The organism is Pseudomonas sp. LBUM1664 (assembly GCF_059695895.1).
This window is the reverse complement of sequence record NZ_CP166791.1, coordinates 5,437,770-5,460,291: the sequence shown is the minus strand read 5'-3', so window position 1 is coordinate 5,460,291 and position 22,522 is coordinate 5,437,770. Positions and strand designations below refer to the sequence as shown.

Annotated in this window: 16 protein-coding genes, 1 other RNA gene and 1 pseudogene; 9 read left to right on the top strand and 9 right to left on the bottom strand. The window is 53.9% G+C overall.

All coding sequences use genetic code 11. From position 1 onward, the window contains the following. Positions 1 to 316 precede the first annotated feature (316 nt). From ACA047_RS25475 to tnpC (ACA047_RS25460), 4 genes are all read left to right on the top strand, one after another. A complete protein-coding gene (locus ACA047_RS25475; RefSeq protein WP_497354098.1) occupies positions 317 to 3,106 on the top strand; it encodes a tetratricopeptide repeat protein in 2,790 nt (929 codons plus the stop codon). Between the two features lie 239 nt (positions 3,107 to 3,345). After that, complete coding sequence (gene tnpA / locus ACA047_RS25470; RefSeq protein WP_207203826.1) at positions 3,346 to 3,678, top strand: IS66-like element accessory protein TnpA; 333 nt, start codon at positions 3,346 to 3,348, stop codon at positions 3,676 to 3,678. Beyond that, entirely contained in the window at positions 3,675 to 4,010 is a 336-nt protein-coding gene (tnpB, locus tag ACA047_RS25465) for an IS66 family insertion sequence element accessory protein TnpB (protein ID WP_201189253.1), read from the top strand. The genes tnpA (ACA047_RS25470) and tnpB (ACA047_RS25465) overlap by 4 nt, the downstream gene beginning before the upstream one ends. 81 nt (positions 4,011 to 4,091) lie before the next feature. Then, positions 4,092 to 5,639: an IS66 family transposase gene (tnpC, locus tag ACA047_RS25460; RefSeq protein ID WP_201189251.1), complete on the top strand. Its 1,548-nt coding sequence runs from the start codon at positions 4,092 to 4,094 to the stop codon at positions 5,637 to 5,639. Between the two features lie 1,762 nt (positions 5,640 to 7,401). Here tnpC (ACA047_RS25460) and ACA047_RS25455 read toward each other — a convergent pair. The 5 genes and pseudogenes from ACA047_RS25455 to ACA047_RS25435 all read right to left on the bottom strand — a co-directional run. Next, positions 7,402 to 8,328 (bottom strand): Kiwa anti-phage protein KwaB-like domain-containing protein, encoded by a 927-nt coding sequence (locus ACA047_RS25455; protein ID WP_497354096.1) that lies wholly within the window; start codon positions 8,326 to 8,328, stop codon positions 7,402 to 7,404. Positions 8,329 to 8,330: 2 nt separating this feature from the next. Further along, positions 8,331 to 8,924: a KwaA family protein gene (locus ACA047_RS25450; RefSeq protein WP_497354094.1), complete on the bottom strand. Its 594-nt coding sequence runs from the start codon at positions 8,922 to 8,924 to the stop codon at positions 8,331 to 8,333. Between the two features lie 154 nt (positions 8,925 to 9,078). Continuing rightward, the gene (locus ACA047_RS25445) at positions 9,079 to 10,152 is read right to left on the bottom strand and encodes an IS630 family transposase (protein WP_497354092.1); all 1,074 of its coding nucleotides are present in this window, start codon (positions 10,150 to 10,152) and stop codon (positions 9,079 to 9,081) included. Positions 10,153 to 10,308: 156 nt separating this feature from the next. Beyond that, positions 10,309 to 11,184: a hypothetical protein gene (locus ACA047_RS25440; protein ID WP_497354090.1), complete on the bottom strand. Its 876-nt coding sequence runs from the start codon at positions 11,182 to 11,184 to the stop codon at positions 10,309 to 10,311. A 294-nt stretch (positions 11,185 to 11,478) separates the two neighbouring features. Then, positions 11,479 to 12,315: pseudogene (locus ACA047_RS25435) on the bottom strand (IS630 family transposase); the annotation flags it as partial. A gap of 956 nt (positions 12,316 to 13,271) precedes the next feature. Here ACA047_RS25435 and ACA047_RS25430 point away from each other — a divergent pair. From ACA047_RS25430 to tnpC (ACA047_RS25415), 4 genes are all read left to right on the top strand, one after another. Further along, on the top strand, positions 13,272 to 14,321 hold the full coding sequence (locus tag ACA047_RS25430; protein WP_497354088.1) for a hypothetical protein: 1,050 nt from the start codon (positions 13,272 to 13,274) through the stop codon (positions 14,319 to 14,321). 185 nt (positions 14,322 to 14,506) lie between these two features. Next, the gene (gene tnpA / locus ACA047_RS25425) at positions 14,507 to 14,839 is read left to right on the top strand and encodes an IS66-like element accessory protein TnpA (protein ID WP_207203826.1); all 333 of its coding nucleotides are present in this window, start codon (positions 14,507 to 14,509) and stop codon (positions 14,837 to 14,839) included. Beyond that, on the top strand, positions 14,836 to 15,171 hold the full coding sequence (gene tnpB, locus ACA047_RS25420; RefSeq protein ID WP_201189253.1) for an IS66 family insertion sequence element accessory protein TnpB: 336 nt from the start codon (positions 14,836 to 14,838) through the stop codon (positions 15,169 to 15,171). The genes tnpA (ACA047_RS25425) and tnpB (ACA047_RS25420) overlap by 4 nt, the downstream gene beginning before the upstream one ends. An 81-nt stretch (positions 15,172 to 15,252) precedes the next feature. Continuing rightward, a complete protein-coding gene (gene tnpC, locus ACA047_RS25415; protein WP_201189251.1) occupies positions 15,253 to 16,800 on the top strand; it encodes an IS66 family transposase in 1,548 nt (515 codons plus the stop codon). 1,381 nt (positions 16,801 to 18,181) lie between these two features. Here tnpC (ACA047_RS25415) and ACA047_RS25410 read toward each other — a convergent pair. Further along, the gene (locus ACA047_RS25410) at positions 18,182 to 19,612 is read right to left on the bottom strand and encodes an IS1182 family transposase (protein WP_497354086.1); all 1,431 of its coding nucleotides are present in this window, start codon (positions 19,610 to 19,612) and stop codon (positions 18,182 to 18,184) included. Positions 19,613 to 19,711: 99 nt separating this feature from the next. Here ACA047_RS25410 and ACA047_RS25405 point away from each other — a divergent pair, with 99 nt between their 5' ends. Further along, positions 19,712 to 20,071, top strand: a complete 360-nt coding sequence (locus ACA047_RS25405; RefSeq protein ID WP_497348283.1) for a hypothetical protein — start codon at positions 19,712 to 19,714, stop codon at positions 20,069 to 20,071. Positions 20,072 to 20,224: 153 nt separating this feature from the next. Here the strand turns inward: ACA047_RS25405 and ACA047_RS25400 are convergent, their stop codons facing one another. The 3 genes from ACA047_RS25400 to ACA047_RS25390 all read right to left on the bottom strand — a co-directional run bounded on the left by ACA047_RS25400 (position 20,225) and on the right by ACA047_RS25390 (position 22,437). Beyond that, positions 20,225 to 21,481, bottom strand: a complete 1,257-nt coding sequence (locus ACA047_RS25400; protein WP_497354084.1) for an integrase domain-containing protein — start codon at positions 21,479 to 21,481, stop codon at positions 20,225 to 20,227. Between the two features lie 185 nt (positions 21,482 to 21,666). Next, positions 21,667 to 22,060: a transfer-messenger RNA gene (ssrA, locus tag ACA047_RS25395) on the bottom strand. A gap of 98 nt (positions 22,061 to 22,158) precedes the next feature. Next, on the bottom strand, positions 22,159 to 22,437 hold the full coding sequence (locus tag ACA047_RS25390; RefSeq protein ID WP_497354082.1) for a PA2433 domain-containing protein: 279 nt from the start codon (positions 22,435 to 22,437) through the stop codon (positions 22,159 to 22,161). Positions 22,438 to 22,522: the final 85 nt, after the last annotated feature.

Here is a 22,522-nt window from a genome sequence, read left to right as displayed (position 1 = left end):
CCAGCGATTGCATCGGATTTGACCAATACGCTTCATGGACATGACCGGCAGAGAACGGCCAATAGCTAGCAGCCGTAAAGGGTGCAATCAATTAAAAGCTGCTGGTTAGGAATTGAAGATGCTGGCCACAAGCCACAGCGAAAAACAGCTAGTCGCCTGCAAATGCTTCTGAATAGGCCACCAACGGTGCTGCGCTGTGCGGCACGCTATGCCTCCCGGCTTCGTCAGCAACCTGATTTCGCTCCTCAACGGAGTTGCGATCGGTGAAAGAACACGCGAACCTGCATGTCATCTATCCAAATAATCCGGATTTCATATGCAATCTGAGCCTATCAAAAAGCGCATTATCAAGAGCCTCATTGATGAAATCGTCTCCATCGATGCATCATCGCTTGAGCTGTTTGGGCACCGCCTCATAGAGCTCATCGAAGATAAACGACTTGTTCATCATGGATTGAACGCCGACCATCGCCCAGTGGGATACACCGTCGACACTTTCGCCCAAAGCGGTGATGTCATTGGCGAATATAGCGCCGAGAAGGGCTACTTCGTAAATGCCGGGGGGGAGCATGAGCCCCCCGTCTTCAAGAAGGTCGCGAAGGACATCGATCATGCTCTATCACATGGAAATCCCAAGAAGATTTATCTCATCGCTAGCCAAGAGGAACCGGAATCCTTCCGCGCTAAATTTCTAAAAAGTGACCACGGCCAGAAATACGCAGGCATCGTTAATATTCTCGACGCGCGCGAATTGGCGAAGCTCGTATACGAGTTTTCCGTGGCAAATCCTAGTGACGGCGCCTTTTTTGGAGATTTCTTTCCTGACTTTGCAAAGAATTTAGAGAATTACGAGTACTACGGGCGCATCCCGAGCAGGTGCGAAAATCATCAATCCGATGATTCAGTTTTGAATGTAGTACGTAAGCAGCTGGAATCAGGACTAGGTATATGCGTTCTGCACGGCCTGAGTGGCACAGGTAAAACCCAAGCGGCTATTGATTACGTTCGACAGTACGTGGATCAGATTGGAAACTACATTTGGATTTATGGGGAGGACTTGAAGAAGAGTGCTTCATTGAGTTCAATAAAGCGCTCCCGTGGCGGTACTCCCTTTAACGTTGCCGGAGCCTTTAACTCCTACCCCACATTACTCGTGATCGACAACTTGGATTGGGTCGTCGATGAATCGACATTCGAGGAGCTACAACCAGGTTTGGCTTCAGGTGGCCTTGTTCTTGTGACATCGACCCTAAATTCGCCTGGGAGTAAGTATTACGTGCCTGCACCGGCGCTCTCATTCGAGACTGCGGTCAAAGTGTTGGGTGAAGACGCTCGGAAGCTCAGTGAGCTCGCACGCAGGTATGTCGAGGTTTGCAGGTTTTCACCACTTATCCTCGCGACAACGCGAAGCGTGTGTAAGGTAAACGGTATAGACAAAGAATCCTTCTACAGGGAGGTGTTAGAAAAGCCAGATCTGCTGTCAAGCCAAGACGGAACGTTCATTATGCGTGAAGTTCTCAGCAGGCTCGACACGCACTCGTTAGAAGCTCTTGTTAAGATTGCCAACTCCATGTCAGGAACGCACGACGCGCGGTTCCTCGGGACGTTTATCAGGCAGACTGCATCGATCAACCTTCAGCGTCTCTCGATTCTCCAATCGGCGACGACTCCTGGGCTATTGAAAGTTCATGATTTGATTTGTGATGCTGTAAGGACAGTACCAGATGCTCAGCCTGTCTCTGATGCCATTGAAAAATATGTCGCTGAGGGGGCTGGTGAGATGCTGTCTAGTGCCATCCGCCAGATTCACCTGTGTGAGTTGCAATTGATGGAGATCCATCACTTACGCGGCGCCAGGGCTCCAGATTGGCTAATGTATGCCCTCATGCAGGCCGGTGGTGATGCTCGTTCAGAGATCGCTGCAAAGCTATACGAATTGCCAATCACGGAAAAGTCCTCACTGGCGGAAGTCCTCTGCATCGTAGATGCGAAGGAGGATTTCGCTTACACAATCGATGACAATGCGGCGCGCCAAACCTACTACAAGGAGTGCGCGCACGAATATCAGTCGGTCATTGATGCTGGAGTGCGTGATGAGCTGAAGATCGAGTTGCTTCATCATCGTGGTAAAGCCATGCGTCGCTCTGGCATGGTTGTCGAAGCGCTCAACTCATTTCAAGAGATTCTGGCTCACCGGCCGGAATGGCATGCTGCTCATGGCCAAATCGCTCATTTGGGTACTCAAAGAGAAGCTGACGCTCGAATGAAAGGAGCCGGCGAGGCTTCAATGGTTTGGCTGGTTGAAAGACTTCTCAGCGGCTCGTCAGCCGTCCCTCTTCGTGTCTCACTCGCTGCGGTTGCTCGTTTGCGTTCATATCCCAAAGTGCTTGCTGAGGTATCGGCTGATCCTAGCAAAGTCAAGCAGGTGTCGGACGTGATCGCGATTGCGGCATTGGACGGGCTAGATCAGTTCTACGAAGCGTTTCTGGCATTCACCTCAAAGTTCGGATATGAGCATAGTGAGGCCACTATCTCACTGGCAGATGCCATGCCAGAACTTCTGACTGTGCCGCCCGAGTCAATTGATCGTAAGCAATGGACGAGCGCGTGTGAGGCGCTTTCAAACACTGCGCAGTCTGCCAAGAGCGCCGACAAGTTAAAGTTAGCGAGTCGACTAAATGCGTCCGCAATGATTTTCGCGGACGCATTGGTCGACGCGGGAAGCTTGAACGCGTTCTCGGTAAGAGCTGTTATGAAAGCATTCCTAGCTGCCGACATGCCTGCTAGGGCCCTAGACGTTTGCGAAAAATTCGCGCCCGAAACGAAGGATCACTGGCTCCTCTATCGCAAGAGTCAAGCGTTGCTCGAACTAACAGAAGCGAGCTTGGCATTAGATGTCGCGCGTGAGGCGCTTGAGTCTGCCAAGCGAGATGAAAAGGCGGCAGGCCGAATCGCAAGCTATTACGAACTCATGAGCAAATGTGCTGAGGCGATCCCGGACATTTCCGCCGCTGTTGCGCATTGCAAAGAGGCGATTGAATCTGGTGCTGGTGATAAATACATGCAGCAACTTCAAGGGCGCCTTTCTAGGCTCACCGGTAACTGAATCTACACGATTGCTAGGAGTTTGAACTGTAACGGCTATAGCGGCTACCGCATGCGGGGTAGTCCGCTGCCGCGCTTGCTGGGCGATGACCTCTTGATGGATCTGTGCATCTATGTCTCCTTCAGGCACCCCGTAAGGTATGCGTCCGGCCAACACACCTTCCTGACCCCGACGCCAAAGGCGATGGTGTCCACCTGATTTAAGTGGACACCATTTCTAGCCTTTTAAGCGGGTCTTTCATGCAGCCACAACGCCGTTCCTACTCCAAATCCTTCAAGGCCCAGGTCATTCAAGAGTGCTCCCAGCCCGGGGCCTCGATTGCCAGCGTTGCGCTGAGCCACAGCCTCAACGCGAACCTCGTCCATAAATGGATTCGAGTGCAAACGCAGAAAGCCATGGCGCTGCAACCTGCTTTCATTCCGCTGCCCTTGCAGTTAGCCGGAGCAAATTCGCAAGCCGCGTCATCGACTATCTGCCTCGAAATCCCACACCCGCGCGGCACCGTGAAAGTGAACTGGCCGACCGAAAGCGCCGCTGCCTGCGCCACCTTTCTGCGAGACCTGTTGCGATGATCCGCATCGACTCCATCTGGCTCGCCACCGAGCCGATGGACATGCGCGCCGGCACCGAAACCGCGCTGGCGCGGGTGGTTGCAGTGTTCGGTGCGGCGCAGCCGCACTGTGCTTATCTGTTTGCCAATCGCCGCGCCACGCGCATCAAGGTGCTGGTGCACGACGGGTTGGGTATCTGGCTGGTAGCGCGCCGCCTGCATCAAGGCAAGTTCTTCTGGCCGGGTTCTCGACACGGCTCTCAGATAGAATTGGGTGCCGAACAGCTACATGCCCTGGTGCTGGGTTTGCCTTGGCAAAGAGTCGGGCCTGGCAGCGCGATTTCCATCGTATAACACCTGCCATGGCCACCCAGGCCGTGCAATTGTCCGATGAGCCTATCGTCGGTTTTAGCCTGCTCTGGCAAAATCGGCGGCATGACTTCACTGCCCAATCTCGACCAACTAAACCCTGAACAACTGCGTGCTCTGGCGGCGCAGTTGATGCAGCGTGTCGAGAGTCTCGATCAGAAAATCGAGACAATGGGTAAGAAGATCCACCGCGACCAAACGGTTATCGAAAAGCTGACCCACGAGATTGCGCAACTCAAGCGCTTCAAGTTTGCCAAGCGCAGCGAGCAACTGAGCCCGGATCAAGCCAGCCTGCTCGATGACCTGATCGACACCGACATTGCGGCCATCGAGGCTGAACTTGAAGCGCTGAAACTTGCTCCCGCTTCGACCGAGGTTCGGCAAAAACCTAAACGCACCGCCTTGCCGCCGCAGTTTCCGCGCACTCTGATCCACCACGAACCCGACAACAGCCATTGCCAGTGCGGCTGCGCTCTCAAGCGTATCGGCGAGGATGTCAGCGAGAAACTCGACTACACGCCGGGCGTGTTCACCGTTGAGCGGCACATCCGTGGCAAGTGGGTCTGCGATCAGTGCGAAACCCTGATCCAGGCACCGGTTCCGGCGCAGGTCATCGACAAAGGCATCCCGACCGCGGGGCTGCTGGCCCACGTCATGATCGCGAAGTTCGCCGACCATCTACCGCTCTATCGCCAGGAATCGATTTTTGGTCGAGCCGGTTTGGCTATCGCGCGTTCGACCCTGGCGCAATGGGTCGGCAACTGTGGCGTGCAGTTACAGCCGCTGGTCGATGCCCTGCGTAATACTGTCCTCGAACATGGCGTAATCCACGCCGATGAAACGCCGGTGCAGATGCTCACGCCGGGTGCGAAGAAAACCCATCGAGCCTATGTCTGGGCCTACGCCACCAGCCAGTTCTCGGAATTGGCGGCGGTGGTTTACGACTTCAGCCCTAGCCGCGCCGGAGAACACGCCCGCAACTTCCTGCAAGACTGGAAGGGCAAGCTGGTCTGCGATGATTTTGGCGGCTACAAGGCCAGCTTTGAACTCGGCGTGACCGAGATCGGCTGCATGGCTCATGCGCGGCGCAAGTTCTTCGAGCTGCACGCCACCAACAAGAGCCAGCTTGCCGAGCAGGCCTTGAGGTACATCCAGCGGCTGTACGAAATAGAGCATGAAGTCCGCGACCTGGAACCGGATTTACGCCGCCGAATACGGCAAGAAAAAGCCGTACCGGTGATGGACGCTTTGCATGCCTGGATGATCGCCCAGCGCCAGCTCGTGCACGACGGCTCGGCTATTAGCAAGGCTCTGGATTACAGCCTCAAACGTTGGACGGCGCTGTCGCGCTATCTCGATGACGGTGCCGTACCCATTGACAATAATTGGGCCGAGAACCAGATTCGGCCATGGGCGTTAGGTCGCAAAAATTGGCTGTTCGCTGGGTCACTGCGCAGTGGCAAACGTGCAGCCGCGATCATGAGCTTGATCCAATCGGCACGGCTCAACGGACATGATCCGTATGCTTATTTGAAGGACGTCCTCACGCGCCTGCCGACGCAGCGGGCGAGTGCGATTGCCGAACTGCTGCCGCATAGATGGCAACCGGTTTAGTTGCGCAAGACGGTATGCCCGGCCGCACTTTCATCCGAAACCTCCTGCACTTTATTCAGCGCATCGAGCATCTGTTCTGCACCCGCCTGGCCAATCAATGGAATCAATATGCGGATAGCTGCCCCGTTTCGATTTCCATCAGCCAGGCCAACGAGTCTGTGCCACCACCTTTGCTTCTGAGCGCAAGGTAGAGATTTCCCGGCGCTCCTGGTGACCTTGACGGGGTAGCGAAGCCCTTCGCTAACAACGGGGAAGAGGTCGATAGCCTTTTGCAAACTTGAGGCGGCATCCTCCGCCCGTTGTCGAAGGTTCGCCGTATGTAGTGGTCAATCAGGTGCAGCAACGTGTCGCCTCTCGTGATGATCGACACACGAAACTGTTCCGCAAAATTCTCGGACAACTCAGCTATTTTCGGAGGGAACCGAGCAGGCTTCCCTCCGTCAACATCCTTCTTGGCAGTTTGGGTGCTTTGGGTGCGCGCTCTGCCCCGACCGGCACCATCACCGATCCATATAAACCCAGGAACGCCCCGCACCACACTCACCCAACCCTTATAAGCACCCACTGAGCACTCAGCGAGCCCTAATCCGCACCTAAAAAACACCGTCTATTTCTCGACGACTTTCAACTGAAAGCACCGTAGACGCACCTACGCCACACCATCTCAACCCGGACGCCACCCCTAACGCCCCGACACAACCCAGATCAGCACTCATATCGCACCGAAGGCGATATTGTCGTGGCGCACATGGACCCAATTCAGGTTCATTCACGCCTGCACTGGTCAAACCAGCATGGGGCTCCGGTTGCCTGGTCACGCAAGGGGGGCCAAGCCAAAGCTAAAACATGGCCAATTGAATTCCGGCAAACCGATGGAGGGTGGCTGAAAACACTCTCGAATCAGTGCCAAATTTGGGGGACAGAAATCAGTTAAAACACCGTCTAATGTAATTATACGAACTGACCCATGTGTTACCTCTGTTTTCCTGCTCTCCCAGGGTGCAAGACGGGATGCCCGGACGCATACCCCGTAAGCGAAGTAGCGTTTGAAATAACGGCTCGAACAGATTCTACGCTCGTTACCCCACCTTCCTCCCAATCTCCCCCGTACATCATATTGCTGATTCGCGGAAAAAGAGGTTTCAAAAGTCGCTCTCGCACCTCGCCTCGCTCTTCTGAAGCAGACCCCGGCATTGCGGTTTCGAGGAGTCGATTAACGGCGGACGGAGATTGTTCCAAACCTCGCAAAGCTTCGCGGGGCTCCCCCTGTAAAAACAAATCTGCGTTGTCGCGAATTGCTGCATGGAGCTTCGGGTACAACACCCTCAGTCCTTCAACAAGCATGAACTCAGCGATGTTGACTTCCCCCTTGACGAGTGGAAGTGCAAACATAAGTGCGTTCGTGTACACCTTTGCGACTCGTGGAGTTTCAAGCTTCGGCTCAAGTCCGTCTACAAAATGGCGAGTGAATACGTCGATCTGACGCTGGTTTACGGCCGCTGTGATCGGGATCAGGCTGCCTGGAAGGTATTACCGGACTGAGCTTGGGCTGCACCACGAACCCATTTCTCCCGCGACCTCGTATGTAGTCATCCTTGTAATCATGAGCGGGGCGATTCCGGATTGTGCAACTGCTTGCCTGCTCCTCTGAAAGTGGACTGATCTACGTCAAGAGGGCTTGGGTCCGAGGCTTGAGGAGTTTTGCCGTCCGGGCATAGGGTAATTATCAAAGGGAGGACGTGTGGCCCTCCCTTATCAACACTCAAATCCCTGTCTCAGCGGTGTTCTGAACGTCATAGATCTTTTCAGAGAAGTGAGATTTCAGCCGGTGATCCAGTAGTGCTTTGAAAATATCAGGGCAGCTTTCTGGCGTAGGCTCGATTTTTCCGTCAGCTTGGAAGGGGATGTTTAGGCCAAAATTAGCGTGCTCGCGTCGCAGATTACCCATGAATCTTGCGTCGAGATAATGACCCTTCATCTTGATGGCCGAAGCCCTACGAAGCTGCATTGCATTTGTCCCAACGTAGGCGCTCACCGCGTCGGTAGTGGTGAAAAGCGCTTGGAAATCAGCCTGAGCTAGGAGCTGACTAAAGTCTTCCTGGTGGGCTGCCTTGTGGCTCAATATCGATTCAAAGCTGGGTTTGTGTTTGATGAATATGGTGTCTTCCAGCACCGCCATGTCGAAGTCCTTCGCGATGTGAAAGCTGGGCGCCTCATCAAGTTTCAGCGTTTTGGATTTGAAAAAGGTGTGAATGGCGCCAGCTCGCTTCTTGGTCTTCCATGTGGAATCCGTCTTGCGCACGCAGTACAGATTGCCCTGAGCACTGGAGAATTTCACCACGTAGAATTCGGCGTTGGCCAGCTCTTCCATTTCGGAGATTCGCTTGGCAGGAGTCTGGTCATGCGACTCCGCGACGAACTTGGCTGCATGGGTTTCGTCCTGCGGAATTGTGAGCGCGCTCGATTGATTGTTTTCAGCGAGCAACCCGTATTCAAGCGTTTCAGTGAGCGCCGCTTTGAAGGCCGCTGCCGTCGACTTCAATGCCAGTTTGAGCCCATTATCCAGGCTTACCCATTTACCCGTGTATTTGGGCTCTGGTGGCGTGCCTTTTGTGTATCGCCTGAATATCCAGAAATTGACCGTTGCTTGTTCGAGATCAAAATCGTGTAGATCCTGTAGCACTGCCATGGCTAATCCCTTTTTACTATGACTTCTTGAATGAATTCGACGTCGATGGTGACCTTGGTGGCGGGCTTGAACTCAGTTTTGGCCAAGGCTTTATCTACGCGCTCAGTTGGGCTGTTCTGGTACGTGTATTTGATCTCGTACAGCTTCCAACCCAGGATAATCAGAATTGGATTGAGGACGACTTGACCGGTTTTGTAGGACAGCCAAAAGATCCACATCATGAATAGCGTAAAGCCCAACACTTTGGTCAATTGTGAGTATTCAAGACTCATGAACGAGACGATGTAGGGCACTACGTAGTTGATCAGGTCGGTTGGAATTTGTTTTGACTCAATGATAGTAATGCTCTGAGGCTCTTGCTTACACCAGATCACAAAGACGGTGGTTAGAAAGCAAGCTAGGCAGCAGAGTGCAAATCCAATCGAAAGGCCAGAATTGTTGAAAGGGAGCTCGCACTCCGACGACATCTGCCACAGCGTTGAGCAAAAAGGCCTACTGAAGAGGTCGACCTTCAAGTCCTGAACCAACAGGATGATGCTGAGCGGAAGGTAGGAGCCCAGGAAGATTGCTGCGGCGAATACTAGCCTGAGTTCCATTATGCATCCCTGCTAGATCGGTGCGAATTCATCCGTGCCGTGGCGCGAAAATTATGGAAATCAGGATAACGGCGATCACGGGCTGCTGCTAGTAGCCTTATGCTCCAGCAAGCTAGAGAGACTAGTGTGGTGTTTCAGAAGTACCACTGAAAAATCACTTGCCCAGCGCTCGCGCTGCACGAGCGACTGAGGCGAGAATATCTTCTGCCTTCTTATGCCACCGAAACGGCTTCGGATTCTGGTTGTAAGTTTCCAGGTAGTGCTCAATCGAATCTTCTAGATCTTTGACGCTAACGTGTGCTTGCCGCTTGATCCATTTCTCGCTCAGCGTTGAGAAAAAGCGCTCGACCAAATTCAGCCACGAGGCCGAAGTCGGTGTGAAGTGGATGTTGTAGCGCGGACGCGCCGCAAGCCAGGCTCTGACTTTGTCGGTCTTGTGTGTTGCGTAGTTATCCATGATCAGATGAATCGGCATTTCGGCAGGTACCGATGCATCGATCTCTCTCAGAAAGGCAAGAAACTCTGTACTGCGATGTTGACGCTTTAAGCGGCCGATGACCTCACCGGTTGCTACATCCAGAGCAGCGAACAGAGAGGTCGTACCGTGTCGTTTGTAATCGTGCGTGCGAGTTGCAGGATTGCCCGGCGATAGGGGTAAACCAGGTTGTGTGCGGTTCAAGGCTTGAATCTGACTCTTCTCATCAACGCACAGTACTAAGGCTCTCTCGGGCGGATTCAAGTACAGCCCAACGATGTCGTGAACCTTGTCGACAAACAACGGATCGGTGGAAAGTTTGAAGGTTTTTTCCAGATGCGGCTTGATCCCAAACGCGTGCCAGATACGCATGATGCTGGCAGGAGAAAGGCCCGTCTCGCGGCTCATGCGGCGCGTACTCCAGTGGCTGGAATCGTCGGGCTTACCTTGCAGCACCTGATTTACTACTTGCTGAACCTGCTCATCCGAAATCGTGCGTGGCCGGCCAGAGCGCGGTTCATCGTTCAAGCCCAACAAGCCCAACTTAGCGAAACGCTGCCTCCACCGCGATACGACATCCTTGCTGGTACCCAAGCGCTGAGCAATGTCATTGCCAGATTCGCCGGCTGCACAAGCGAGGATTATTTCGGCCCGCAGACGTGCATCCTGGGCGCCTTTGCGGAGCTTGACCCGGCGTAGCAGCTCCGCATTTTCAGTTTCAGATAGGGTAATGACAGTCGCTGGTCGGCCCACGTCGATACACAACTCTGGATGAGTGTGTTTCTACAGAGCTTAGTCCAAATTTTCAGCGTTACTTCTGAAACACCACATTAGCTTTCGGTCGCTTTCCAGTGAGCCGACGGCAAGCTCAGAAAGTTCCAAACAATTCGAATGCGGCGACGTTGCCTATCATGAACCATGCTGCGCGCGGCGACGTCGGCGCTGACTGGCAAGACGTTCGTGTTCGCGTTCGGCGTCGTACGGGACCCACGCCTCATCCTCCGGATTTTCGGCGAATCGAGCCTCCAACTCGCTGGCCGTCCACCCAACTAGGTGCGCGAGGCGAAGCCGCTCGGTTTGGTCCGGATGCCAGCGCCAAGTTGACCGCAGGAAGTTCCACTTGATCGATCCCGCCATCGAGCGGACATGAGGCGGCATAAGGATCATGCAGTCGAGATTGCGACATCTACGCTCAAACTCGTTGAACGGCTCGAAGAAGAAGTCGAGGTAGTCTGACATGTCGCTGTCGATAAATAACTGCTTCAGATCATGGACTTCCTCGTCGCCTAGCTCGCCCCTCGCGAGACCGATTAGACGGTTGTGATAAGTAGTGAAAACCGAGCCAACAGCCGACATCGACGTCGCCACCTCCGCATCGGGGACCCGCCCTCCAACTTCTCCTTCGGTCGATCGATAGAGGTTGCTATTGATTAGCTCCGCAAAATCCCGAAGCGCTGCATCCATCCGTGTCAGATAGGTCGGCGCTAGCGCGCTCAGCGCCTGTCGGTCGGCGATCCGCTGGGATTCAAAGGCAATCTCCGAGGCGCGAGCCTGCTGTCGACCCTGGTCAAGTAACTGGCGCTGCTGCAATCGAAACGCGAGGCCCACCCATACAAGCGACAACGGCACCAATGCCCCCGACAAGTAGGATCCCCACTTATCGAATTCGGTGAGCGCCGTACTTGGCAGAAACCAGCAGAAAACGTGCGCCGTGCTGTTACTGCAGACGCCGAGTTTTACGACGAGCGGCGCGCCCAAGACGATCACGATATAGATAAGGGACACAATTCCTGCCCAGCTCGTCAAATTTCGAGAGGGCGCAGGGGCTGCTTGGGCGTCGCTGGTAGGTTGGTGCAAATGAAGGACCACTTTTGAGGATACGAATTTTTCGTCGCTGACCGGAGCACTGTCCAACTAGGAACACATCGCAAGCGGATTGAACGGCAGCTATTGGGATCAACAATGTCCCCGCCGAACGGCGACAACTGGACGCACTGCCAACCGGCCGCTTAGTCTAAGTCCACGTTGGGTCGATGTTCGCAATAATGCCAGTGTGCTCCTGTAAGTTCCACCAGGTTCAAACCGCGGACGCGCCGCAAGCCAGGCTCTGACTTTGTCGGTCTTGTGCGTTGCGTAGTTATCCATGATCAGATGAATCGGCATTTCGGCAGGTACCGACGCATCGATCTCTCTCAGAAAGGCAAGAAACTCTGTACTGCGATGTTGACGCTTTAAGCGGCCGATGACCTCACCGGTTGCTACATCCAGAGCAGCGAACAGAGAGGTCGTACCGTGTCGTTTGTAATCGTGCGTGCGAGTTGCAGGATTGCCCGGCGATAGGGGTAAACCAGGTTGTGTGCGGTTCAAGGCTTGAATCTGACTCTTCTCATCAACGCACAGTACTAAGGCTCTCTCGGGCGGATTCAAGTACAGCCCAACGATGTCGTGAACCTAGTCGACAAACAACGGATCGGTGGAAAGTCTGAAGGTTTTTTCCAGATGCGGCTTGATCCCAAACGCGTGCCAGATACGCATGATGCTGGCAGGAGAAAGGCCCGTCTCGCGGATCATGCGGCGCGTACTCCAGTGGCTGGAATCGTCGGGCTTACCTTGCAGCACCTGATTTACTACTTGCTGAACCTGCTCATCCGAAATCGTGCGTGGCCGGCCAGAGCGCGGTTCATCGTTCAAGCCCAACAAGCCCAACTTAGCGAAACGCTGCCTCCACCGCGATACGACATCCTTGCTGGTACCCAAGCGCTGAGCAATGTCATTGCCAGATTCGCCGGCTGCACAAGCGAGGATTATTTCGGCCCGCAGACGTGCTTACTGGGCGCCTTTGCGGAGCTTGACCCGGCGTAGCAGCTCCGCATTTTCAGTTTCAGATAGGGTAATGACAGTCGCTGGTCGGCCCACGTCGATACACAACTCTGGATGAGTGTGTTTCTACAGAGCTTAGTCCAGATTTTCAGTGGTACTTCTGAAACACCACACTAGGTTGTTGGCGCTGATGCGATTTTGACCCAGGCTGCTAATTTAGCTTGGTCCACATGCTGCATTCGAGATCACCCGCAATGAATCGCCCTGGGCTCCCAAGCACGTCGAAGGTCTGCTATTGGCCGATTGTGTTGAAAAAGTCGGCTTCGGTTTTTGGGTCAGAAAAGTACGCGTCTGAGATTGAAATCCACACTACGCGCAGAAGGATCAGGACTCAGATTTTACGTAGAAGCGTACAAAAATGAAGTTTTTACCACTCAATGCATTACCATTTGATCCGGTCGACTTTTTCAACACAATCGGCCGATAACCGCCTCTCGTAATGACTGCTCCCACGGATGTGCCCATCAAGTATGCGCGTTGGCTCCTCTAGCCCGGGGGGCGAATGATTCATGTCCACAGCAAATCGTTTCAGCACTCTGCGAATCCATGGGTCCAATCCACGCTAAAGCTGTCTTCCATGGCTAGGTTCACACCCGCTCGGAAGGTAAAGTTCTATGATCGAGCCCCGTAAAAGGTTTCGCATGCGGAAACTTTTGCAGGGCGATTAAGTAGCTAAGATTAGGCCCTTATCGATGCTCTACAGCGTAGATTGATGCGCCAATTGCTGCGATTCCGACGCATACAAGCAAAGCTTTAAATTTGGGTTTCTTCATTTTGCCGCTGGCTTTTCTTTTAATGGTCCCTAGCTCTCATGGAGACGTCGAATGATGCCTTTCACGACTAATACTCGTCATCGACTGCCCCAAATTTCCCATTTCTCTGAAATGACCGAGGGGAGAAGTGCTCTCTTGCAGTCGCTCATTCTTCACGATTGATCCCCCAGGAGCTGATGGTATATCTTCTAAATTATAACTGGCGTGAGGGGAGGTAGCGTGGCGGTTTCATTGGTGACGGTTCGCAGGAGGGGATGGGGGCGCTTAGATGAGCATGAGCGGCGGGAGGAGATTAAGTCTGGAGATATGGAATTATTGAAGCAAGCCATCAGCGTAATTGGCCCTTGGCACTATATGCATGGCGACGTAAAAGTTAATATTGAGTGCGATTTTTCCCCTTTTGTTGAAGCGTACAAAATCGATACTGAATCGCTCAATGTCGCGGAGCTAAGTCGCACGTTATCCGTGGAGCAAATCGAATCTGCTTTGTTTCCAGAATTGGAGTTTGTGGTAAAGGTAACTTTGGAAATTGATGGGGATCTTGGTCGACAGCAATGGTATACCAGCTATTTTGTTGAGCAGTTCCTGTACGATGTTTTTTTTATCCTAAATATTGCTCGCCCAGGTGTATGCGATTTTCTTGGCCTACGTATCGATGCTGGAAGAGGGCTAATTACTGAATTACGACTTTCAGCGGATTGTTTTGAGTCAGGGTTTAGAAGTTTGCTGGCAGGGAATTCAATCTTCGCGCCTCGAATATTGCCTCTGTCATCAGTTGTTTATTGGTACAAGAAACTCAATATGGGGGTCAGGCAAAGAGCGGAGTCTGGCGTAGAGAAAGCAATTTTTTCAGTTTTGAATATTTGCTGTGGGGCAGATGCGGATGTAGTTTGGGTTATTTGGGCATTTCATGCGCTAGAGGCCATTTGTGGTACAAAGGTAGGAGAAGGGTTCACTAATCTAGTTGAACGGATCTCAACACTCTTAGAACTAGATGCTCAGGGCAAAGGAATGTTGAAGAAACGCTTGCGTGAAATGTACGACTACCGAAGTTCTTTTGTGCACGGTGGGTACAGAGTGCACCATCCTATGAAAAATGAAATCATGGATCAAAGCTTAAACGAGGATTTCAAAAAGCTTCTTGAAATATCGCAATTTGGCTTTAATTTAGTTGTTTTGTCATTACAAACTCTGGTGGAGAATGGTTGGTACGGACTGAAAATTAAAGAGCAAATGTCTGGCGTGTTGTCAGATGATTTTTCCGTGTAGAGGGTCTTGATATTCAATTTTACGGCATGCGTTGGATTTGTCCCGCAAGCTGAAGGCTCTCGCCGAGAGCAGGTGGACCTCTCGTATGCGTCCGGCCAACACACCTTCCTGACCCCGACGCCAAAGGCGATGGTGTCCACCTGATTTAAGTGGACACCATTTCTAGCCTTTTAAGCGGGTCTTTCATGCAGCCACAACGCCGTTCCTACTCCAAATCCTTCAAGGCCCAGGTCATTCAAGAGTGCTCCCAGCCCGGGGCCTCGATTGCCAGCGTTGCGCTGAGCCACAGCCTCAACGCGAACCTCGTCCATAAATGGATTCGAGTGCAAACGCAGAAAGCCATGGCGCTGCAACCTGCTTTCATTCCGCTGCCCTTGCAGTTAGCCGGAGCAAATTCGCAAGCCGCGTCATCGACTATCTGCCTCGAAATCCCACACCCGCGCGGCACCGTGAAAGTGAACTGGCCGACCGAAAGCGCCGCTGCCTGCGCCACCTTTCTGCGAGACCTGTTGCGATGATCCGCATCGACTCCATCTGGCTCGCCACCGAGCCGATGGACATGCGCGCCGGCACCGAAACCGCGCTGGCGCGGGTGGTTGCAGTGTTCGGTGCGGCGCAGCCGCACTGTGCTTATCTGTTTGCCAATCGCCGCGCCACGCGCATCAAGGTGCTGGTGCACGACGGGTTGGGTATCTGGCTGGTAGCGCGCCGCCTGCATCAAGGCAAGTTCTTCTGGCCGGGTTCTCGACACGGCTCTCAGATAGAATTGGGTGCCGAACAGCTACATGCCCTGGTGCTGGGTTTGCCTTGGCAAAGAGTCGGGCCTGGCAGCGCGATTTCCATCGTATAACACCTGCCATGGCCACCCAGGCCGTGCAATTGTCCGATGAGCCTATCGTCGGTTTTAGCCTGCTCTGGCAAAATCGGCGGCATGACTTCACTGCCCAATCTCGACCAACTAAACCCTGAACAACTGCGTGCTCTGGCGGCGCAGTTGATGCAGCGTGTCGAGAGTCTCGATCAGAAAATCGAGACAATGGGTAAGAAGATCCACCGCGACCAAACGGTTATCGAAAAGCTGACCCACGAGATTGCGCAACTCAAGCGCTTCAAGTTTGCCAAGCGCAGCGAGCAACTGAGCCCGGATCAAGCCAGCCTGCTCGATGACCTGATCGACACCGACATTGCGGCCATCGAGGCTGAACTTGAAGCGCTGAAACTTGCTCCCGCTTCGACCGAGGTTCGGCAAAAACCTAAACGCACCGCCTTGCCGCCGCAGTTTCCGCGCACTCTGATCCACCACGAACCCGACAACAGCCATTGCCAGTGCGGCTGCGCTCTCAAGCGTATCGGCGAGGATGTCAGCGAGAAACTCGACTACACGCCGGGCGTGTTCACCGTTGAGCGGCACATCCGTGGCAAGTGGGTCTGCGATCAGTGCGAAACCCTGATCCAGGCACCGGTTCCGGCGCAGGTCATCGACAAAGGCATCCCGACCGCGGGGCTGCTGGCCCACGTCATGATCGCGAAGTTCGCCGACCATCTACCGCTCTATCGCCAGGAATCGATTTTTGGTCGAGCCGGTTTGGCTATCGCGCGTTCGACCCTGGCGCAATGGGTCGGCAACTGTGGCGTGCAGTTACAGCCGCTGGTCGATGCCCTGCGTAATACTGTCCTCGAACATGGCGTAATCCACGCCGATGAAACGCCGGTGCAGATGCTCACGCCGGGTGCGAAGAAAACCCATCGAGCCTATGTCTGGGCCTACGCCACCAGCCAGTTCTCGGAATTGGCGGCGGTGGTTTACGACTTCAGCCCTAGCCGCGCCGGAGAACACGCCCGCAACTTCCTGCAAGACTGGAAGGGCAAGCTGGTCTGCGATGATTTTGGCGGCTACAAGGCCAGCTTTGAACTCGGCGTGACCGAGATCGGCTGCATGGCTCATGCGCGGCGCAAGTTCTTCGAGCTGCACGCCACCAACAAGAGCCAGCTTGCCGAGCAGGCCTTGAGGTACATCCAGCGGCTGTACGAAATAGAGCATGAAGTCCGCGACCTGGAACCGGATTTACGCCGCCGAATACGGCAAGAAAAAGCCGTACCGGTGATGGACGCTTTGCATGCCTGGATGATCGCCCAGCGCCAGCTCGTGCACGACGGCTCGGCTATTAGCAAGGCTCTGGATTACAGCCTCAAACGTTGGACGGCGCTGTCGCGCTATCTCGATGACGGTGCCGTACCCATTGACAATAATTGGGCCGAGAACCAGATTCGGCCATGGGCGTTAGGTCGCAAAAATTGGCTGTTCGCTGGGTCACTGCGCAGTGGCAAACGTGCAGCCGCGATCATGAGCTTGATCCAATCGGCACGGCTCAACGGACATGATCCGTATGCTTATTTGAAGGACGTCCTCACGCGCCTGCCGACGCAGCGGGCGAGTGCGATTGCCGAACTGCTGCCGCATAGATGGCAACCGGTTTAGTTGCGCAAGACGGTATGCCCGGCCGCACTTTCATCCGAAACCTCCTGCACTTTATTCAGCGCATCGAGCATCTGTTCTGCACCCGCCTGGCCAATCAATGGAATCAATATGCGGATAGCTGCCCCGTTTCGATTTCCATCAGCCAGGCCAACGAGTCTGTGCCACCACCTTTGCTTCTGAGCGCAAGGTAGAGATTTCCCGGCGCTCCTGGTGACCTTGACGGGGTAGCGAAGCCCTTCGCTAACAACGGGGAAGAGGTCGATAGCCTTTTGCAAACTTGAGGCGGCATCCTCCGCCCGTTGTCGAAGGTTCGCCGTATGTAGTGGTCAATCAGGTGCAGCAACGTGTCGCCTCTCGTGATGATCGACACACGAAACTGTTCCGCAAAATTCTCGGACAACTCAGCTATTTTCGGAGGGAACCGAGCAGGCTTCCCTCCGTCAACATCCTTCTTGGCAGTTTGGGTGCTTTGGGTGCGCGCTCTGCCCCGACCGGCACCATCACCGATCCATATAAACCCAGGAACGCCCCGCACCACACTCACCCAACCCTTATAAGCACCCACTGAGCACTCAGCGAGCCCTAATCCGCACCTAAAAAACACCGTCTATTTCTCGACGACTTTCAACTGAAAGCACCGTAGACGCACCTACGCCACACCATCTCAACCCGGACGCCACCCCTAACGCCCCGACACAACCCAGATCAGCACTCATATCGCACCGAAGGCGATATTGTCGTGGCGCACATGGACCCAATTCAGGTTCATTCACGCCTGCACTGGTCAAACCAGCATGGGGCTCCGGTTGCCTGGTCACGCAAGGGGGGCCAAGCCAAAGCTAAAACATGGCCAATTGAATTCCGGCAAACCGATGGAGGGTGGCTGAAAACACTCTCGAATCAGTGCCAAATTTGGGGGACAGAAATCAGTTAAAACACCGTCTAATGTAATTATACGAACTGACCCATGTGTTACCTCTGTTTTCCTGCTCTCCCAGGGTGCAAGACGGGATGCCCGGACGCATACGACCTCTCGTGCAGGCCGAGGTGATGATTCTATCGCTTGACCCTGATGCTCGAAGCATTTGAACTTGGCCACTCGCTTACCCAATAACTTCAAAGGCCTCGGCTCAGACATCGTAATATCCAGTCACAAAGGGCTGGTCGAGACAGCGATCTGAATTGCCCCGAACTTATTAGAGAGTCAGCGGCCGCCTTTGGCCCAGAGTGTGTAAAAACGTCAGATTGGGTTTTTCTATAGCGACGCTAGTAGACCGTGCCCAGGTTTTGCAACTGATCAAGGTCACGACGTTTTCAAGAACAGTTAAAACGGCTCAGCAGCCTTTTAAAGCCCTTTGGATGGGGTAAAAAAGACCGGTTTTTACGCCGTTAACGCTTTCATCAAGCCCGTGGTGCCGATGATTTTCATGACCCTTTTCAGGTTGTAGGCGAGCACATTCAGGCTCATCTCTGCACTCACCCCGTTAAGCTTTCGGGTCAGGAAGTGTGTCGCGCCCATCCATTGCTTGAGCGTCCCGAAGGGATGCTCAACCGTCCTTTTTCGGATCCGCATCATTTCCGGCGCGTTGCTCAGTCGGGCCTGCATTTCCTCCAATACGGCTTCATGCTCCCAGCGTCGAACCCGCCGTTCCGTGCTCGGTGTGCACTGCGGTTTCATTGCGCAGCCCCGGCATTTCGAACTCCAGTAACGGTGCAACGTCAGGCCTTTTTCAACGTTGGTATAGCGCCAAATGAGCTCTTCTCCAGCCGGACAAATGTATTCGTTTTTCACCGTGTCATAGATGAAGGCATCGTTATTGAAGCGCCCGTCTGCTTTGGCTCCGGAGGTCATCGGCTTGGGCACATAGGCGGTGATGCCTGCATCGTGACAAGCCAGGATTTCTTCGCTTTTGAAGTAACCTCGGTCAGCCACCACCGACAACGTTTCTGACGCCATCGCCTCGCGGGCCTGCTTGGCCATCGAGCTGAGTTGATCGCGGTCGGAACCGACGTTGGTAACCTCATGCGCAACAATCAAATGGTGCTGGGTATCGACCGCTGTCTGCACGTTGTAACCGACGATTCCCGTGCCGCGCGTCATCATGGAGCGGGCGTCCGGATCGGTTAGTGAAACCTGTTTATCCGGCGATTCGTTGAGCTGAATTTCAATGACCTGTAACTCTTTCATTTGAGCTTTGAGCCTGCCGATTTTCTCTTGCAGACGAGTAATTTTGGGTTGAGCGATCGAGGGTTCTTGCCGATCGGCTTCGTCGAGCGCAGTCAGATACCGATTGATACTCGATTCAATTTCTTCCATTCGCCGCTTCAGCTTGGCGCTGGTGAAATTGCGGTCGCGGTTGTTGACGGCCTTGAATTTACTGCCGTCGATGGCAACCAAATGTTCTCCGAATAATCCCAGTTGCTGGCAGAGCACCACGAACTGGCGGCAGACGCCTCGGATGGCCTTGCTGTTGTCTTTTCGGAAGTTGGCGATGGTCTTGAAATCGGGCATTAAACGCCCGGTTAGCCACATCAGCTCGACGTTGCGTTGGGCTTCTCGTTCCAGGCGCCGACTCGACTGGATGCGGTTGAGGTAGCCGTAGATGTAGATCTTCAGCAGAATCGCGGGGTGGTAAGCAGGTCGGCCAGTGTCGGCTGGAATAGCGCCCTCAAAACCCAGTTTTCCCAGGTCGAGTTCATCGACGAAGACGTCGACTACGCGCACCGGATTGGTATCGCTGACATAGTCATCGAGGCTCTCGGGAAGTAAAGTACTTTGGCCTCGATGTTCACCTTGGATAAAGCGCTTCATAGGCGATCCTTGCGATGATTTCCAAGGAAATTATAGGTGGTCGCGCAGGTTCAAGAGAGCATCTTGGTGCAGCTACCCAACAGATAGTAGGGAATCACAATGGCTGAATACCGTTACACGAACGCGGACAGATTGAGTCAGCTTAAGAAACTAGAGTCAGCACTGCCCGAACTGATTCGGGTCGCTAATTCCACTCCAGCGATGACTTACGTTGAAGATTATCGTCTGGCGCTGGCGAAGGCCGTTGAGCTTCAAAAAGAGGGCTTTACCCAAAATCAACTATCAGCCCTAGCGCGAGCCATCCCGGATGTTTTCTATCGACATAAAGATTGGATGCCCCCCATGCACCAGATAGAAACTGGTGAGTGGGTTGAGCACGAGTGGTGGACGTTGCTTGATGAAAAATTACAACCTGTCCTGAATCTTGCCAGAACGTTGCAAACGCTTGGGTACTACTAGTTACCTGCGGCAGCATTGTTGATTTATTCGCTTCCGATTTTGATGGCTTCGTTTTCACACACTCTCGGCCGTTAGCCGTCGGTCACTGGCAGCTGCTTATGGGCGATCGCTGCCCTCAGTAAAGGACAGCTTTGGGGCGGAAGTCGCCTTGGGTCATCGTATCGAAACGACTTTTTTATCTCGATTTTCTCTGATAGCTGATACAGACAGATTTCCGGTTGCCGCTTCCTGGATATGGTTGCTCCACCAAGCCATCATCGGGCGTCGGCGTTCGATGTAGTCCGCTCGGTTATAGGCGCTTCGAACCTCGTCTTTATCGATGTGGGCAAGCGCTACCTCAATCAGCTCCGGCTCCCAGCCATGTTCGTTGAGGATAGTACTGGCCACGGAGCGCATACCGTGGCTCACCAATCTACCTTCAAATCCCATACGTTTCAGGGCCATGTTTGCCGTCTGACTGTTGCAATGATCCCTTGGGTCTCTGTCGGCAGGGAACACGTATTCTCTGTGGCCGCTGTAGGGCTTTATCGTCTCCAGCAGGGCGAGTGCGTGTTCGGTCAGTGGTATGACGTGCGCACGTCGCTTCTTCATACGCTCCGCTGGGATCGTCCAGATTTTCTTTTCTAGATCGATGTCAGCCCAAGATGTCGTAGCGGCTTCTGCGGGGCGAGTCATCGTGTGAAGTTGCCATTCGATCAGGCAGCGCGTTGTTCTTTTTATGCTCGCATTGGCGATGGCGACCATCAGTTCTGGCAGTTCTTCAGGGCGGAGGGCTGCCATGTTCTGCTTTTTCGGTTTCTTGAAAACGGCCCGAATGCCGGTGAGTGGATTAGCAAAGATCATTCCCGAGTTCACGCCGTAGGTCATGATCTCGTTGAGTCGTTGGGTCAGTCGCTTCACTGTCTCCAGGCTACCTTTGGTTTCCAAAGGGCGCAGTAGCTCGATAACTCTCGGAGCATTGACCTGCGAGATGGGCGTAGTGCCAAGCGATGGAAAGACATGCAACGTAAGTGAGCGCCAGATGTCCTCGGCATAGGGCGGGGTGACCGAATCTTTTTTCAGCTCAAACCAGGCCAGCGCCACGTTCTCGAATGTGTGCTCGGTTGCCTGCCTCTTTGTCTGCTCCAACTCGCTACGTTGTTCTTTCGGGTCGATGCCCTGGGCGAGAAGCTCTCTGGCCTCGACCGTTTTCTTCCTGGCTTGCGCTAGTGAGAGTTCTGGGTAGGTGCCGAGGCCCATATTGATGCGGTTTTTGGTAATCGGCTGCCGGTAGTTGAAGTTCCAAAGCGTAGAGCCATTGACCCTAACGCGCAGCTGTAAACCGTCTCCGTCGCTGAGGACGTAGTCCTTGTCTTTCGGCTTTACCGCTTTGAGCTGGCGATCAGAGAGGCGGGTGGCTTGGGCGCACATGAGGTGTTCCATGACATCAATTGGTATTCCAAAAATTACCACTGAAGGGCTTGGAATACCACTTGGAATACCCGATGTCGTAGATTGCGCCGGACGTCTATGGATGCCAGCAGCCCCTAAATCCTTGATTTTGCTGTGTTTCAGGCACAAAAAAAGACGTCCGTGGACGTCTTTAGATGTAAAATTGGTGGAGCCGGGGGGATTTGAACCCCCGTCCGCCAGTACTCCGCTGTCGGTACTACATGCGTAGCCGTGTCTATTAAGTTAACCCTCAGCGACCCGACGGGCAGGGTGCTTTGGGCGAGTTGTGTAAGTTTTAGCCGATTCGTCCACAACGTACTGCACGGCGATTCCGTTCTATATGACAATCACTTTGGGTTTACGGACATCCCCTGATGATTGCTGGACCCGAAGGTACCAGAAGGGAAGGGCTAAGGCTGCTTACGCAGCGAGAGCGTATTCCCCGTAGGTTTCGTCATTGGCAACTATAGGAAGTTGCAACAGTGGATTTACGAGTTCTGTTACCAACTCGGCATGCACCTAAAGTTTCGCAACCGGCGTCGAATCCTAAACGGCCCCGAGCCTGTAGCTCCTTGAATCTGCTGGAGCGACAAGCCTGTGCAGTGTACGCCAATACGTGTCTGAGGCCAACCCGAAGGTTGGCCAGGCTGTGATTACTATTGCTGCGGCTCATTACGGAGCTTATCCACACGGGACAGCGCTTGGGTGGTTGCAGCGATGCATTTCTTGTCATTACCGGCGGCATTGGCGGCTTCGGCCTCGCCCTGCATGCGCTTGACCTCCATGGTGGTGTTTTCGGAGGTTGCCGGCAGCGTGGTGATTTTATCCTTTAGTTCCTGAAGCTTGATCGAGCAAAGGTCGTTGTCCGCTGCAAACACCGGAGAGGCCAACAGCGCAGCGGAAATGAACAAGCCAGCAAATGCAGTGTGCTTCATGTGTATCTCCTTGAACGTTTGGTCTCGGTGCTGGCGGATGGTCGCGGCCAGGCCCGAGTCAATGGAGGGCCCAACGGCGTTGGGC

Excerpts from the sequence above, each read along its gene's own strand:
- tnpB (WP_201189253.1), top strand. The coding sequence starts at position 14,836 with ATGATCCGCATCGACTCCATCTGGCTCGCCACCGAGCCGATGGACATG.
- ACA047_RS25475 (WP_497354098.1), top strand. The coding sequence starts at position 317 with ATGCAATCTGAGCCTATCAAAAAGCGCATTATCAAGAGCCTCATTGAT.
- tnpB (WP_201189253.1), top strand. The coding sequence starts at position 3,675 with ATGATCCGCATCGACTCCATCTGGCTCGCCACCGAGCCGATGGACATG.
- tnpA (WP_207203826.1), top strand. The coding sequence starts at position 14,507 with ATGCAGCCACAACGCCGTTCCTACTCCAAATCCTTCAAGGCCCAGGTC.
- ACA047_RS25390 (WP_497354082.1), bottom strand. The coding sequence starts at position 22,437 with ATGAAGCACACTGCATTTGCTGGCTTGTTCATTTCCGCTGCGCTGTTG.
- ACA047_RS25405 (WP_497348283.1), top strand. The coding sequence starts at position 19,712 with ATGGCTGAATACCGTTACACGAACGCGGACAGATTGAGTCAGCTTAAG.
- ACA047_RS25400 (WP_497354084.1), bottom strand. The coding sequence starts at position 21,481 with ATGTGCGCCCAAGCCACCCGCCTCTCTGATCGCCAGCTCAAAGCGGTA.
- tnpA (WP_207203826.1), top strand. The coding sequence starts at position 3,346 with ATGCAGCCACAACGCCGTTCCTACTCCAAATCCTTCAAGGCCCAGGTC.
- ACA047_RS25450 (WP_497354094.1), bottom strand. The coding sequence starts at position 8,924 with ATGGAACTCAGGCTAGTATTCGCCGCAGCAATCTTCCTGGGCTCCTAC.
- ACA047_RS25455 (WP_497354096.1), bottom strand. The coding sequence starts at position 8,328 with ATGGCAGTGCTACAGGATCTACACGATTTTGATCTCGAACAAGCAACG.
- ACA047_RS25410 (WP_497354086.1), bottom strand. The coding sequence starts at position 19,612 with ATGAAGCGCTTTATCCAAGGTGAACATCGAGGCCAAAGTACTTTACTT.
- tnpC (WP_201189251.1), top strand. The coding sequence starts at position 4,092 with ATGACTTCACTGCCCAATCTCGACCAACTAAACCCTGAACAACTGCGT.
- tnpC (WP_201189251.1), top strand. The coding sequence starts at position 15,253 with ATGACTTCACTGCCCAATCTCGACCAACTAAACCCTGAACAACTGCGT.